The 14,083-nt window shown below is 68.7% G+C and carries 14 protein-coding genes; 3 read left to right on the top strand and 11 right to left on the bottom strand.

What is annotated here, in order from left to right:
• Position 1: 1 nt before the first annotated feature.
• Genes araB through araA form a run of 3 tightly spaced genes read left to right on the top strand, consistent with a single transcriptional unit; the run spans position 2 to position 3,881 of the window.
• Positions 2 to 1,669 (top strand): ribulokinase, encoded by a 1,668-nt coding sequence (gene araB / locus ADBZ6K_RS05235; protein WP_526344775.1) that lies wholly within the window; start codon positions 2 to 4, stop codon positions 1,667 to 1,669.
• Positions 1,666 to 2,364 (top strand): class II aldolase/adducin family protein, encoded by a 699-nt coding sequence (locus ADBZ6K_RS05230; RefSeq protein WP_526344774.1) that lies wholly within the window; start codon positions 1,666 to 1,668, stop codon positions 2,362 to 2,364. Before araB ends, ADBZ6K_RS05230 begins: the two co-directional genes overlap by 4 nt.
• 5 nt (positions 2,365 to 2,369) lie before the next feature.
• On the top strand, positions 2,370 to 3,881 hold the full coding sequence (gene araA / locus ADBZ6K_RS05225; protein WP_526344773.1) for an L-arabinose isomerase: 1,512 nt from the start codon (positions 2,370 to 2,372) through the stop codon (positions 3,879 to 3,881).
• A 20-nt stretch (positions 3,882 to 3,901) separates the two neighbouring features.
• On the opposite strand, the gene ADBZ6K_RS05220 is transcribed toward araA, so the two are convergent.
• From ADBZ6K_RS05220 to ftsH, 11 genes are all read right to left on the bottom strand, one after another.
• Positions 3,902 to 4,717, bottom strand: a complete 816-nt coding sequence (locus tag ADBZ6K_RS05220) for a type III pantothenate kinase (protein WP_526344772.1) — start codon at positions 4,715 to 4,717, stop codon at positions 3,902 to 3,904.
• A 5-nt stretch (positions 4,718 to 4,722) separates the two neighbouring features.
• Positions 4,723 to 5,130, bottom strand: a complete 408-nt coding sequence (panD, locus tag ADBZ6K_RS05215; protein ID WP_526344771.1) for an aspartate 1-decarboxylase — start codon at positions 5,128 to 5,130, stop codon at positions 4,723 to 4,725.
• A complete protein-coding gene (gene panC / locus ADBZ6K_RS05210) occupies positions 5,130 to 6,074 on the bottom strand; it encodes a pantoate--beta-alanine ligase (protein WP_526344770.1) in 945 nt (314 codons plus the stop codon). The genes panD and panC overlap by 1 nt, the downstream gene beginning before the upstream one ends.
• Positions 6,071 to 7,018 (bottom strand): Rossmann-like and DUF2520 domain-containing protein, encoded by a 948-nt coding sequence (locus tag ADBZ6K_RS05205; protein WP_526344769.1) that lies wholly within the window; start codon positions 7,016 to 7,018, stop codon positions 6,071 to 6,073. Before ADBZ6K_RS05205 ends, panC begins: the two co-directional genes overlap by 4 nt.
• Positions 7,019 to 7,101: 83 nt before the next feature.
• Entirely contained in the window at positions 7,102 to 8,574 is a 1,473-nt protein-coding gene (locus tag ADBZ6K_RS05200; RefSeq protein WP_526344768.1) for a DUF6779 domain-containing protein, read from the bottom strand.
• Positions 8,575 to 8,690: 116 nt separating this feature from the next.
• Complete coding sequence (locus tag ADBZ6K_RS05195) at positions 8,691 to 9,164, bottom strand: DUF3180 family protein (RefSeq protein ID WP_526344767.1); 474 nt, start codon at positions 9,162 to 9,164, stop codon at positions 8,691 to 8,693.
• Positions 9,164 to 9,697, bottom strand: coding sequence for a 2-amino-4-hydroxy-6-hydroxymethyldihydropteridine diphosphokinase (gene folK, locus ADBZ6K_RS05190; RefSeq protein ID WP_526344766.1), 534 nt, complete (start codon positions 9,695 to 9,697; stop codon positions 9,164 to 9,166). Before folK ends, ADBZ6K_RS05195 begins: the two co-directional genes overlap by 1 nt.
• A gap of 10 nt (positions 9,698 to 9,707) precedes the next feature.
• Complete coding sequence (gene folB, locus ADBZ6K_RS05185) at positions 9,708 to 10,106, bottom strand: dihydroneopterin aldolase (RefSeq protein ID WP_526344765.1); 399 nt, start codon at positions 10,104 to 10,106, stop codon at positions 9,708 to 9,710.
• On the bottom strand, positions 10,099 to 10,920 hold the full coding sequence (folP, locus tag ADBZ6K_RS05180) for a dihydropteroate synthase (protein WP_526344896.1): 822 nt from the start codon (positions 10,918 to 10,920) through the stop codon (positions 10,099 to 10,101). The genes folB and folP overlap by 8 nt, the downstream gene beginning before the upstream one ends.
• A gap of 44 nt (positions 10,921 to 10,964) precedes the next feature.
• The gene (folE, locus tag ADBZ6K_RS05175; RefSeq protein ID WP_526344764.1) at positions 10,965 to 11,573 is read right to left on the bottom strand and encodes a GTP cyclohydrolase I FolE; all 609 of its coding nucleotides are present in this window, start codon (positions 11,571 to 11,573) and stop codon (positions 10,965 to 10,967) included.
• A gap of 18 nt (positions 11,574 to 11,591) precedes the next feature.
• Positions 11,592 to 13,919, bottom strand: a complete 2,328-nt coding sequence (ftsH, locus tag ADBZ6K_RS05170) for an ATP-dependent zinc metalloprotease FtsH (protein ID WP_526344763.1) — start codon at positions 13,917 to 13,919, stop codon at positions 11,592 to 11,594.
• Positions 13,920 to 14,083 lie beyond the last annotated feature (164 nt).

Here is a 14,083-nt window from a genome sequence, read left to right as displayed (position 1 = left end):
TATGAACAGCGAGAAATACACCATAGGAATAGATTTCGGCACACTGTCCGGCAGGGCAGTGGTGGTAAGGGTCGATGACGGACTCGAATTGTCCAGTGCCGAACACGTTTACGAGCACGCCGTGCTGACCCGGACACTGCCCGGCGGGGACGTCAAGCTGGGCGCCGAGTGGGCGCTGCAGGTGCCCGAGGACTACCGCAACGTGCTGCGCAACGCCGTCCCCGAGGCGATCCGCCGTGCCGGCATCGATCCCGGCGACGTGGTCGGCGTCGGCACCGACTTCACCGCGTGCACGATGGTGCCGGTGCGCTCGGACGGCACTCCCCTGTGCGAGCTGCGCCAGTTCAGCGATCGGCCACACGCCTACGCCAAGTTGTGGCGCCATCATTCACCGCAATCACAGGCCGACCGGATCAACGCCGTGGCCGCCGAACGCGGCGAACCGTGGCTGAAACGCTACGGCGGCTTCATCTCCACCGAGTGGGAATTCGCCAAGGCACTGGAGATCCTCGAGGAGGATCCCGAGGTCTACGCAGCGATCGATTGCTGGGTGGAAGGCGCGGACTGGATCGTCTGGCAGTTGTGCGGCACCTACGTGCGCAACGCGTGCAGCGCCGGGTACAAGGGCATCCTGCAGGACGGGCGCTACCCGAGCCGCGACTTTCTGTCGGCGGTGAATCCCGGCTTCGCCGATTTCGTCGAATCGAAACTCGCCCACCCCGTCGGCCACCTCGGTCAGGCCGCCGGGCAGCTGACGGAGGAGGCATCGCGCTGGACGGGTCTGTCGGTGGGCGTGCCCGTCGCGGTCGGCAACGTCGACGCGCACGTGACGGCCGCCGCGGCGAACTCGCTGCAACCGGGCCAGCTGTTGGCCATCATGGGCACATCGACCTGCCATGTGATGAATTCCGATGTTCTGCAAGAAGTCCCCGGTATGTGTGGGGTTGTCGACGGCGGCATCGTCACCGGCTACTGGGGATATGAGGCAGGCCAGTCCGGTGTCGGCGACATCTTCTCCTGGTTCGTCAACAACTGCGTGCCCGCCCGGTTCGAGCAGCAGGCCAGGCAACGCGGAATCACCACCCACGAACTGCTGTCGGAGCTGGCCGCCGAACAGAGTGTCGGACAGCACGGGCTGGTGGCGCTGGACTGGCACAGCGGCAACCGGTCGGTGCTGGTCGACCACCAGCTGTCCGGCGTGATGGTCGGCCAGACCCTGGCCACCACCTGCGTCGACATGTACCGGGCACTGCTGGAGGCGACCGCCTACGGCACCCGCATGATCGTCGAGACCTTCAACAACAGCGGGGTACCCGTGGTGGAGCTGGTGGTCGCGGGCGGTCTGCTCAAGAACCCCCTCCTCATGCAGATCTATGCCGACGTGGTGGGATTGCCGCTCTCCACGGTGAATTCGGCACAGGCACCCGCGCTCGGCTCGGCCATCCACGCGGCCGCGGCAGCCGGCTGCTACCACGACGTGCCCGCGGCGGCCAAACAGATGGGCGGCCGAACCCGCAACGCGTACACCCCGATTCCGGAGAGCGTGGCACGGTACGACGAGCTGTACGCCGAGTACGTCCGCCTGCACGAATGGTTCGGACGGGAGCACCGGATGATGCGCGCACTGCGCGAGATCGGCGCCCCAGCCGTCGCGGGAGCCTCGCGATGACCGTCACCTCCGACATCAGCGCGGTCGTCGACGAACTGCGCCACGAGGTCTGCGAACTGCATGACCACCTGACCCGCTATCAGCTGGTGATCTGGACGGCGGGGAACGTGTCGGCACGGGTGCCCGGGCACGACCTGATGGTGATCAAGCCGTCCGGCGTGGACTACGCGCGGCTGACCCCCGCCGACATGGTGGTGTGCGACCTGGACGGCAACCTGGTGGACGGCGCGCTCGCGCCGTCGTCGGACACCGCGGCGCACGCTTACGTGTACCGGCACATGCCGGAGGTGGGCGGCGTGGTGCACACCCACTCCACCTATGCCACCGCCTGGGCGGCCAGGGGTGAGCCGATCCCATGTGTGCTCACGATGATCGCCGACGAATTCGGCGGCGACGTGCCCGTCGGCCCGTTCGCCCTGATCGGCGACGACTCCATCGGGCGCGGCATCGTGGAGGCGTTGCGCGGCAGCAGGTCTCCGGCAGTGCTGATGCGCAATCACGGACCGTTCACCGTCGGCAAGGACGCCCGCTCGGCGGTGAAGGCCGCCGTGATGGTCGAAGACGTCGCCCGTACCGTCCACATCAGTAGGCAGCTGGGCGACCCCGACCGCATCGAACGCCGCGACATCTCGCGGCTGTTCGACCGATACCAGAACGTCTACGGCCAGGCGTCGACCACCCTCGAAGAAAGATGATGACGATGATCGACTCACGAATTGTGGACAGCCAGGTGTGGTTCCTGACCGGCAGCCAATCGATGTACGGGCCGGAAACGCTGGAGCAGGTCGCCGCCCAGTCCCGCGAGATCGCCGAACGGCTGGACTTGTCCGCCGAGATTCCGGTCCAGATCCATTGGATCCCAGTGGTTGTCACATCCGACAACATCGAGAACGTGATCCGGGAGGCGAACAACAGCCCGCAGTGCGTCGGCCTGATCGCCTGGATGCACACCTTCTCGCCTGCCAAGATGTGGATCCGCGGGCTGCGCGCACTGCAGAAGCCACTGCTGCACCTGCACACCCAATTCGGCATCGAGTTGCCGTGGGACACCATCGACATGGACTTCATGAACCTCAACCAGGCCGCGCACGGCGACCGCGAATTCGGTTACATCCAGTCCCGGCTGTCCACCCCCCGCAAGACGGTGGCCGGGCACGCCGAGGACAAACGGACCCGGCAGCGCATCGGTTCATGGGCGCGGGCCGCGCTCGCCAGGGCCGAGGTGTCGAACCTGCGGGTCGCGCGCTTCGGCGACAACATGCGCAACGTCGCCGTCACCGAGGGTGACAAGGTCGAGGCGGAGTCGCACTTCGGCGTCTCGGTCAACACGTATTCGGTCAACGAACTCGTCGACGTCGTCGAGCGGGTGACGCCGGCCGAGATCGACAAGCTGATCCGCGAGTACGACAACGCCTTCCGGGTCGCACCCGAACTGCGGCCGGGCGGCGAGCGGCACAGCTCACTGCGGCACGGAGCGCAGATCGAGGCGGGTCTACGGAAGTTTCTGGAACACGGTGGTTTTCACGCGTTCACCACCAACTTCGAGGACCTTGGCGGCCTGCGGCAACTGCCAGGGCTTGCGGTACAGCGGCTGATGGCCGACGGTTACGGCTTCGGCGGCGAAGGGGACTGGAAGACCGCGGTGATGTTGCGCGCGGTCAAGGTGATGGGCGAGGGCCTGCCCGGCGGCACGTCCTTCATGGAGGACTACACCTACGACCTGACCCCCGGCGCCGAACGCGTGCTGGGTGCCCACATGCTCGAGGTGTGTCCGTCGATCGCCGACGGTGTGCCGGCGCTCGAAGTCCACCCGCTGTCGATCGGCGATCGCGAAGACCCCGTGCGGTTGCGGTTCACCGCAGCCCCCGGCGAGGCCGTGATCCTGGGTATCAGCGATATGGGCAGCCGATTCCGGTTGGTGGCCAACGAGGTACGGGTCGTCGAGCCCACCGCCGCGCTGCCCCGGCTTCCCGTCGCCTGCGCGGTGTGGGAACCCCGTCCGACCTGGTCGGTCTCCACCGAGGCGTGGCTGATGGCGGGCGCGCCGCATCACACGGTGCTGAGCACCGCGGTGGCGACGGAGACCATCGACGATTTCGCCACGATGACCGGCACCGAGCTGCTGGTGATCGACGCCGAGACGACGTTGCGCGGCTTCAGCCGTGAACTGCGGTGGAACGACGTGTACCACCACGCCGCCGCCGGGCTGTGACTCTTTGCCCGCGGGGGACTTCAGCGGGCGGGTTTGAGGCGGCCGCGTTGACCGTCGCGGTTGCGCTCGAACACCAGCCGCAGCCCGTCAAGGGTGAGATGCCGGTCGTAATGCTCGACCGTGCGCAGATCGGGGAGCACCAGCGGCGCGGTGTGGCCGGTGGCCACCACCGCCACATCGTTGCCGCCGAACCCGTCGACGTCCTCACGCACCCGGTTCACCAATCCGTCCACCAGACCGGCGAATCCGAACACCGCCCCCGCCTGCATGCACTCGACGGTGTTCTTTCCCACCACTGATCGGGGCCGGGTGAGCTCCACCCGGCGCAGGGCCGCCGACCGGGCCGCCGCCGCGTCGGAGGACACCTGCACGCCCGGCGCGATCGCACCGCCGAGAAACTCGCCCTTGGCCGAAACCACGTCGACGCAGATCGACGATCCGAAGTCGACGACGATCGCCGCCCTGCCGAACTTGTGGTAGGCCGACAAACAGTTCACGATCCGGTCCGCCCCGACTTCTTTCGGGTTGTCCACCAGCAGCGGGATGCCGGTGCGCACGCCAGGTTCGATCAGCACATGCGGAACCGACGGCCAGTACTGGTCGAGCATCAACCGGACCTCGTGCAGCACCGAGGGAACGGTGGACAGCCCCGTCGCACCGGTCAGCCGTTCGGCGTCGTCACCGATCAGCCCGTCGATGGTCAGCGCCAGCTCGTCGGCGGTGACCTCGGATTCGGTGCGAATCCGCCAGTGCTGCACCACCTTCGCGTGATCTCCCGATCCGGAGATGAGCCCGACGACGGTGTGGGTATTGCGGACGTCGATCGCGAGGAGCACGGTAACTACCGCGGCGAGAGCAGGCCGATGGCGTCATCGGGCACGCGGGCGGGATCGTCGCTGAGATCGATCTGCTTGTTGGCGTCATCGACGAACACCACCCTTGGCCGGTAGGAGCGCGCCTCGGCGTCCTCCATCGTGGCGTAGGCGATCAGGATCACCAGATCGCCGGGATGCACCAGATGCGCTGCGGCCCCGTTGATCCCGATGACGCCGGTGCCGCGCTCGCCGATGATGGCATAGGTGACCAACCGGGCGCCGTTGTCGATGTCGACGATGGTGACCTGTTCACCCTCCAGCAGGTCGGCGGCCTCCATCAGATCGGCGTCGATGGTCACCGATCCGACATAGTGCAGGTCGGCGTGGGTCACCGTCGCACGGTGGATCTTCGACTTCAACATTGTCCGCTGCATCAGTTCCTCCATGGAAGTTCGTGGCTCTCGTACACCCCGACCCGGGGGTGTCCGTCGGTGCCCGCGGTTGCGCCGATGTCGATGGCGATGTTGTCCAGCAGTCTGGTGCGGCCCAGCCGGGCCGCCACGAGCAGGCGCGCCATACCCTCCGCCGGTTCGGGTCCGAGCCCGGCATCCCGGATCTGCAGGTAGTCGACGTCGATCGCGGGCACCTCGTCGAGCACGGCGCGTGCGGCGTCCAGCGCCGCGGCGGCACCTCCGGACGCGGCGTACATCGCGGCCAGCAGCGCCGCCGACAGCGCGCCGGCCTGCTCCCGTTCGACCTCGTCGAGGTAGCGGTTGCGCGACGACAGGGCAAGCCCGTCGGCTTCCCGCACGATCGGCACACCGACGATCTGGACGTCCACGTCGAGGTCGGCGACCATCTGCCGGATCAGTACCAGCTGCTGGTAGTCCTTCTCCCCGAAGAACGCGCGGTCCGGCCGCACGATCTGCAGCAGCTTCATCACCACGGTGAGAACTCCGGCGAAATGCCCTGGCCGGGAGGCACCTTCGAGTTCGAGCCCAAGCGGCCCCGGGTGCACGGTGGTCCGCATACCGTCCGGGTAGACATCGGAGGCCGTCGGCGTGAACGCGATGTCGACCCCTTCGGCGCGTAGCGCGGCGAGATCGTCGTCGAGGGTGCGCGGATAGGCTTCCAGATCCTCTCCGGCACCGAACTGCAACGGGTTGACGAAGATCGACACCACGACGACGGCACCCTGGACGCGTTTGGCGGCGCGAACGAGCGCCAGGTGCCCGTCGTGCAAGGCGCCCATGGTGGGCACCAGCGTCACCCTGCGCCCGGTGGTGCGCAGGGCCCGGGACACGTCGGACATATCGCGCGGGCGGGTGTAGACATCCAGCTCCCCGGGGGTGAATCTGGGCGGTTTGCGCATGCTCATGGCCTATTCGCTTCCGTGAGGACCGCGAGGACATCGTCGGATGCGTGGGCCCGTTGCGCGGTCCGCAGCGAGCACACCCGATACGCCTGGGCGAGTTGGGGATCCACCTCTGACAGCGCCCGCAGGTGACCCGCGATCGCTTGCGCGTCACCACGGGCCACCGGCCCGGTCAGCGCCGCCTGACCCCGTTGCAGCGCATTCTCCAGAGATGCCCGCGCCAGCGGCGCGATCACTCTCTCGGCAAGGCCCCCGGGGGCATCCCCGACCAGTTCCTGGCCGAGCAGTTCCTGACCCCACAGCGCCGCGCGCAACGCTTCGAGGGCGTCGAGGATGACGGTGGTGACGTGATTGCCCGCGTGGGCCAGCGCCGCGTGGTAGAGCGTCCTGGCGTCTTCGCGGACGCGGAACGGCTCGCCACCGATCTCCAGCACCAGCGACTGCGCGATCGCGTATCCGGTCTCATCGGCCGCGGTGACGCCGAAGCACGTGCCCGGCAGCCGGGCGATGTCCTCGTCGGAGCCGGTGAACGTCATCGCGGGATGTATCGCCAGGGGGATGCAGCCACCTTCGCTCAGCGGTGCGAGGATTGCGACGCCATTGGCTCCGGAGGTGTGCGCCACGATGGTGCCCGGACGCACCGCTTCGGTGGCGGCGAGCCCGGCCACCAGCCCGGCAAGTTCGGAGTCCGGCACCGCCAGCAGCAGCAGTTCGGCGCGGTTGGCCACCGCGTCCACCGGCAACACGGCGGTATCGGGAAGGCGGTTCTCCGCCCGCCGCCGCGATGCGTGCGAGATCGCGCTGCAGGCCACGACGACGTGGTCGGCACGCTCCAGCGCGACGCCGAGCGCCGTTCCGACCCGGCCGGCGGAGATGACGCCGACCGAGAGCCGGGCGGGACGCAGTCCATCGTGGGGGTGATTTCCGCTGGGGGCGGACTGCTCCATCGCAGGCGACCTCGCAGGATGTCGTGGGTTCGTTTCGTTCCAGTCCCGCGTGGCGGGTACCGGACGGTCGATACGAGACTAGCTCACTCGTCACGACGGCGGCGACGCCCACCGCCCGAGGGGGTCGCCTGGAGGCGGGCCAGCAACTCGGCGACCGAATGCCCGCCGGTGTGGTGGCCCTCGGACTCCTCGTCCTCGGCGGTGCGGTGCCGGGCGGCGTCCTCCTCGTCCTCCTCGTCCTCGTCTTCCTCTGCCGGGACCTCCTCGACGTCCGCGTATTCCTCCTCGGCCTCACCGGCCTCGTCCTCGCCGACTCCCTCAACATCTTCGGCCTCGTCGGCCTCAGCGGCTTCCCCGACGTCTTCGGCGACGTAGGCGGCCTCGTCGATCTCCCCGACCGCGTCGTCCTCGGCGTCCTCGGCGTCCTCAGCGTCCTCGGCGTCGTCAGCGTCTTCAGCGAATTCAGAAACCTCGTCAATGATGTCAGCGTCTTCGGTGGCACCGACCTCGGCGGCCGCCTGATCCTGCGCTTCCTGCTCGGTCTCGTCTTCCGCTGCGGGTACGACCTCGTCAAACTCAGCGTCGGCCTCATCAGGCGCCCGCCGCCTGCCCACGTAATCGGCGGCCGAGCCGTTCTCCGCAACCGGCGAGAGCCAGTTGCTACCCGGCGCGCCCGCCGGAATCCACTGCCCCTCAGCCGGGGCAGGCCGCCACCCGGCGGGCGGCGTGTCCAGGTCGGCGTTCAGGTGCAGTCCCTGCAAACCCTCGGGTTCGGCGGGCTGCTGTTCGGACTGCGGAGCCCAGGTCGGCTGGTCGGGCAACCGCCCGAAATCGCCCACCCGGTGACGACGGCCCCGGTGCTCCTCCGGCTCCACCTCCGACGGCCTGCGGTGCGCGCCGCCGAACCCGGCGGGTGCCCCCCAGTCCGCGTCGGCGGGCTGCGGCTCAGCCGGCACGTCGATGATCGGACTTTCCTCCGTGCGCACGTCGATGTCGTCGGCGTCATCGCGGAACTCGGCATCGATGCGGCTGCTGCTGACCCGGCCGGTGGTCTCCTGGTCAGCGGCCCAATCGCTGTACGCGTGCACCGTGGTCCGGTCGGTCTCGATGGCGGGCCGGTTGCCCAGATCCGTGTCGAACAGGATCTCCAGGTTGGTTCGCAGCGCGGCCAGCTCGGCGCGAAGCGCGGCGACCTCGTCGGCGGACTGTGCGCGGAACTCCGATGCCAGCTCGCGGCGCAACTGGGTCTCGACGGTCAGTTCGTACTCGCGCCGTGCCGATATCTCACGGTCGAGCTGCAGGTCGTAGACCAACTTCAGATCGCGCACCTTGGCCTGGTCGGCGTCACTCTGCCTGCGATAGATGACGGAGACGAACGCCGCCACCACCGCCGCCCACAGCGCGAGAACGACGGCGAGTTTCAGCAGTTCCACGCGATTGGTGAACACCAGCGCGGAACTCGCCGCAATGGCCAGGACCAGCAACACCGTCAACAGCAGCCAACCCGGCCTGCGGCCGCTGCGCCGACCCCGGGCGCCGCGGGACAGAACGGTCATGGGCCGACTGTACCCGTCACAGGTCATTGATCGTGTCGACCACCACGGCGATTCGGCCGCCGGCATTTTTCCTGTTGTTCACACCGCCGCGGCTTGCTCATTCCGCCGCGGCTTGCTCATTCTGACGCGCCGTTGTCGGGTGGCTCGGGCGGCGACTTGCAGCAATGCTGCAGCCATAGCGCCGCGACGGCCAGCGCCAGCGCACACGCCGCCGCGACCAGTACACCCGCGGCGTCCTCGCCCGCCACCCGCAGCACACCCCGCCTCGGCAACAGGTAGGCCGCCAGCCCGATCCACCATCCGAACACCAACGCACCCGCCCATGCGGAAGCCTTGGCGATCGTCAGCGACCGGGCCACCGCGAGCGGGTGCAGCCGCCCGCCGCCGACTCCGATCTCGCCGCCCGCGATCCTGGCCCTGACGTAGACGGCCCAGCTCGCCTCCGCGATCGCGACACCGAGCAGCGACAGGCCGGTCCATATCGTGATCGGCGGGTAGGCCCCCGGATAGAGAAGCACGGCCAGCAGGTAGCCGGCGACCGCGGCCGCCACCGCCGCGGCCGTCAGGTCACGTTTGCGGGTGGGTCCCATCAGATGCCGGGCTCGCAGATGCGGGTCAGCACCCAATCGGTCGGTCGGACCCCGGCGCGCTCGGCGGGGTCGAGTTCCTCCAGCAGACAGGTGATCGGCCTGCTTCGGCCCGTCACGGTCAGCGCCGCCACGGGGTCGATCGCCTGCCACGGGACCAGCACGAACGCCCGCAGGTGAGCCAGCGGGTGCGGGAGCGTCAGGTCGGGGTCGGCCGAGATGATCTCCGTCGTGCCCACGTGGCAGGTGACCAGGTCCACGTCCAGGGTGCGTGGGCCCCAGCGCTGGGCGCGGACCCGGTTGGCGGCACGCTCCAGCTCGTGGGCACAGTGCAGCCAGCCGCGGCAGTCGAGGGCGGGATCGTCGGCGATCAGCACCGCGTTGAGGTACGGCCCCTGCTCGACGCCGCCCCATGCGTCGGTTTCGTATACCGGCGAGACGGCGCACACCGCACCGCCAAGCGCATCGAGCACCGATTGCAGCCGCAGCAGCCGGTCGCCCAGGTTCGAACCGATCGACAGCACCACCCGCGTCACGTCCGGCTCCTCACGCCGCGCCGCCCCGGCCGTGCGGTGGTGGCCCGCCGCGCCGGGACCGCCGGGCCACCACGGCGACGTCTGCGAACGTCAGCGGAATCGGCGCGTCGGGTTTGTGCACGACGACCTCTACCGCGTGAATGCGCTGGTCACCCATCACGTCGTCGGCGATCTCGGCGGCCACGGTCTCGATGAGATTCCTCGGCGGTCCGGCCACCACCCCGGCGGCGCGGCGGGCGAGCTCACCGTAGTCGACCGTGTCGCCGAGATCGTCGCTGGCCGCGGCGGCCACCAGGTCGATCCACACGGTGATGTCGACGACGAAGTCCTGGCCGTCCCGACGTTCGTGCTCGAACACGCCGTGATGGCCGCGCACGGTCAAGCCCCGCAGTTCGATCCGATCAGCCATCGCCGGCTGCCCGGCCTCTGCCCGCACCCCAGGCCTGGACGACCTTGAGCGCGTCGACGGAGGCGCGCACGTCGTGCACCCGAACTCCCCACGCGCCGTGCAGAGCCGCAAGGGCCGAGATCACCGCCGTCGCCGTCTCCCGTCCCGCAGGCGGCCGCGGCTCGCCGTCCTCGCCCGCGAGCAGGGAGCCCAGGAAGCGTTTGCGCGACGCGCCGACCAGCACGGGCATACCCATCGCGACGAACTCGGGCAGTGCGTGCAGCAGCGCCCAATTGTGTTGTGCCGTCTTGGCGAAACCCAGACCGGGGTCGATGATCAGCGTGCCGGGATCGACGCCCGCGGCGACCGCGGCGTCCACGCCTGCCAACAGCTCGGCGCGCACCTCGGCGACCACGTCGGCGTACGTCGGAGCGTCGTGCGGGCGGGCGGCGCAGACCGATCGCCAGTGCATGAGCACCCACGGCACCTTGGCGTCGGCGACCACCGCGGCCATGTTCGGGTCGGCGCGACCACCGGACACGTCGTTGACGATCTGCGCCCCGTTCTCCAGCGCGGAACTGGCCACCTCGGCGTGCATGGTGTCGATACTGACCGTGATCCCTTGTGCGGCAAGCTCTTTGATCACCGGCGTGACGCGGGCGATCTCCACTCTCGGATCGATCCGGACCGCACCTGGCCGCGTCGACTCGCCGCCGACGTCGACGATCGACGCACCCTGGGCCGCCAGCGCCATCCCGTGTTCCACCGAGCGTTCGCGGTCGAGGAACAGGCCGCCGTCGGAGAACGAGTCGTCCGTGACGTTCACGATCCCCATCACGCACACACGGGCAGCCGACGGGAACGACAGGCCGGGTCGGTTCACTTTCGCAAGATCAGGTCCAGCGCCTCGGCGCGCGACGCGGCGTCGTGCTTGAACTGCCCGCGCACGGCGGACGTCGTCGTGATCGCGCCGGGTTTGCGCACACCCCGCATGGCCATGCACAGGTGCTCGGCCTCGATCACCACGATCACCCCGCGCGGATCGAGTTTGCGCATCAACGCATCCGCGATCTGGGTGGTCAGCCGTTCCTGAACCTGGGGCCGCTTGGCGTAGAGGTCCACCAGGCGAGCGATCTTGGACAGTCCGGTCACCCGGCCGTCGGAGCCGGGAATGTAGCCGACATGTGCCGCACCGTGGAACGAGACCAGATGGTGCTCGCACGTCGAGTACAGCGGGATCTCCTTGACCAGCACCAGTTCGTCATGCTGCTCGTCGAAGGTGGTGTCCAGCACCGAATCCGGATCGGTGTACAGCCCGGCGAAAATCTCCCGGTAGGCGCGCGCAACCCGCGCCGGGGTCTCGGTCAGGCCGTGCCGGTCCGGATCCTCGCCGACCGCGATCAGGAGCTCACGGACCGCCGCCTCGGCGCGCTGTTGATCGAAGACCGGGCTGCCGAGCGTGGCCGACTGGCGGTGCGACCGCATCATCGTGGCCTCCGTTCGCGATCAGCCGTGTGCGGGCGGAGTTGACCGGCCTGGCGAACGGCCGTCGTCCTGACCCGGCTCGTCCGGCGGGTTGGCATCACCCTGGGGCGGCCGGTATCCCGGCTGCGGGTAGGGCTGATACGGCGGATAGGGCGGTGGCGAATGCCACCCCGACGGGTGCGGGGCCGGCGGATACCAGTAGCCGCCCTGCGGGGGCTGCTGACCGGGTGAGGGCTGCGGCGGCCATCCGGGGGCGTGCCAACCGGCAGGGGCGCCGTAGTCGGGCTGCGTGCTGGCGGGGGCGGGAGCGCGGTTGCTGTTGGGGCCGCCGGCGCCATTGGAGCCGTTCTGACGGGCCGCCTCGGCCGCCCTGGAGGCCTGTGCGATCGCGGCCTTGAAGGCTGGTTCGGGCACCGGCTTGGGCCACGGTTCGCCGCGCTCGATGGCGAGCTCGCCCGGCGTCTTGATCGGCGGTTTGTCGGAGGGGATGCGCCCGCCGAAGTCGTCGAACATGGTCAGCCGGGGCCGCTTCTTGACCTCGCCGAAGATCGCCTCCAGCTCGGCGCGGTGCAGCGTCTCCTTCTCCAGCAACTCACCGGCGAGGATGTCCAGCACGTCGCGGTACTCGGTGAGGATCTCCCAGGCTTCGGTGTGCGCGGCCTCGATCAGCTTGCGCACCTCGTCGTCGATGATCTGGGCGACCTCGTGGCTGTAGTCGGCCTGGGTACCCATGGTGCGGCCCAGGAACGGATCGCCGTGCTCGGTGCCGTAGCGCACCGCACCGAGTTTGGAGCTCATGCCGTACTCGGTGACCATCGCACGGGCGATCTTGGTGGCCTGCTCGATGTCGGACACGGCACCGGTGGTGGGCTCGCGGAACACCAGCTCCTCGGCGGCGCGCCCGCCCATCGCGAACACCAGCCGCGCGATCATCTCCGAGCGGGTCATCAGGCCCTTGTCGTCCTCGGGCACCGCGACGGCGTGGCCGCCGGTGCGGCCGCGGGCCAGGATCGTCACCTTGTAGATGGGTTCGATGTCGGGCATCGCCCAGGCGGCCAGCGTGTGACCGCCCTCGTGGTAGGCGGTGATCTTCTTTTCGTGCTCGCTGATGATCCGGCTCTTGCGGCGCGGTCCGCCGACGACCCGGTCCACCGCCTCCTCCAGCGCGGCGCCGGTGATGACGGTGCCGTTCTCGCGGGCGGTCAGCAGGGCGGCCTCGTTGATGACGTTGGCCAGGTCGGCGCCCGACATGCCGACGGTGCGCTTGGCCAGCCCGTCGAGATCGGCGTCGGGGGCGATGGGCTTGCCCTGGGAGTGCACCTTCAGCACCGCCCGCCTGCCTGCGAGGTCGGGGCTGGACACCGGGATCTGGCGGTCGAACCGCCCCGGCCTCAGCAGCGCCGGGTCGAGGATGTCGGGCCGGTTGGTGGCCGCGATCAGGATGACGCCCTGGCGATCGCCGAAGCCGTCCATCTCGACCAGCAGCTGGTTGAGGGTCTGCTCGCGTTCGTCGTGGCCGCCGCCGAGGCCGGCGCCGCGCTGGCGGCCGACGGCGTCGATCTCATCGACGAAGATGATGCATGGGCTGTTCTGTTTGGCCTGTTCGAACAGATCGCGCACGCGGGAGGCGCCGACGCCGACGAACATCTCCACGAAGTCCGAACCGGAGATGGTGAAGAACGGCACCCCGGCCTCACCCGCGACGGCGCGCGCCAGCAGCGTCTTACCGGTACCCGGCGGGCCGTAGAGCAGCACACCGCGGGGGATCTTGGCACCCAACGCCTGATACCTGCTCGGGTTCTGCAGGAAGTCCTTGATCTCGTAGAGCTCCTCGACGGCCTCGTCGACGCCGGCGACGTCGGCGAACGTCGTCTTCGGCATGTCCTTGGAGAGCTGCTTGGCGCGCGATTTGCCGAAGCCGAAGCCCATCCGGCCGCCGGACTGCATACGCGAGAACATCACGAACAGTGCCACCAACAGCAGCAGCGGCAGCATGTAGATCAACAGCGAACCCAGCACGCTGCCCTGGTTGACCACGGTGTTGATGGAGGCGTTCTTGGCCGAAAGCGCGTCGAAAAGCTGGACCGCATAGCCCGTCGGGTACTTGGTGAGGATCTTGTCGCTGTTCTCGGTGTCGCTGGTGGCGTTCTTGAGCTCCAGCCGCAGCTGTTGCTCACGGTCGTCGATCTGCGCACTCTTGACGTTGTCGTCGTTGATCTGGGTCATCGCCACAGATGTGTCGACGGGTTTGTAACCGCGGGTGTCGTCGCTGAAATAGAAGAACGACCAACCCAGCAACAACACGACCGCGATCACGGTCAGTGTGCGGATCACATTTTTCCGGTTCATCAAGCATCGGCCGGGATCGGCCAGGTCCTTCCAGTTGCGCAGCTGGGCCTGTTAAGGCTACCGCTAGACCAACGATCCGCAGTTCCCGACGGAGGAGGGAACGGTCGATGGGGTCCGACGGAGGAGGGAACCGTCGATGGGGCCCGACGGAGGAGGGAACGCAC

Source organism: Mycobacterium sp., from assembly GCF_044223235.1.
In the GTDB taxonomy this organism is placed as follows: Bacteria; Actinomycetota; Actinomycetes; order Mycobacteriales; family Mycobacteriaceae; genus Mycobacterium.
This window is presented reverse-complemented; position numbering and strand designations above follow the sequence as displayed.

Coding starts and splice junctions, on each gene's coding strand:
- ftsH (WP_526344763.1), bottom strand. CDS start 13,919: ATGAACCGGAAAAATGTGATCCGCACACTGACCGTGATCGCGGTCGTG.
- ADBZ6K_RS05195 (WP_526344767.1), bottom strand. CDS start 9,164: ATGGGACCCACCCGCAAACGTGACCTGACGGCCGCGGCGGTGGCGGCC.
- folP (WP_526344896.1), bottom strand. CDS start 10,920: ATGGGGATCGTGAACGTCACGGACGACTCGTTCTCCGACGGCGGCCTG.
- panD (WP_526344771.1), bottom strand. CDS start 5,130: ATGCAGCGGACAATGTTGAAGTCGAAGATCCACCGTGCGACGGTGACC.
- ADBZ6K_RS05205 (WP_526344769.1), bottom strand. CDS start 7,018: ATGGAGCAGTCCGCCCCCAGCGGAAATCACCCCCACGATGGACTGCGT.
- araB (WP_526344775.1), top strand. CDS start 2: ATGAACAGCGAGAAATACACCATAGGAATAGATTTCGGCACACTGTCC.
- ADBZ6K_RS05230 (WP_526344774.1), top strand. CDS start 1,666: ATGACCGTCACCTCCGACATCAGCGCGGTCGTCGACGAACTGCGCCAC.
- folB (WP_526344765.1), bottom strand. CDS start 10,106: ATGGCTGATCGGATCGAACTGCGGGGCTTGACCGTGCGCGGCCATCAC.
- ADBZ6K_RS05200 (WP_526344768.1), bottom strand. CDS start 8,574: ATGACCGTTCTGTCCCGCGGCGCCCGGGGTCGGCGCAGCGGCCGCAGG.
- panC (WP_526344770.1), bottom strand. CDS start 6,074: ATGAGCATGCGCAAACCGCCCAGATTCACCCCCGGGGAGCTGGATGTC.
- folE (WP_526344764.1), bottom strand. CDS start 11,573: ATGATGCGGTCGCACCGCCAGTCGGCCACGCTCGGCAGCCCGGTCTTC.
- araA (WP_526344773.1), top strand. CDS start 2,370: ATGATCGACTCACGAATTGTGGACAGCCAGGTGTGGTTCCTGACCGGC.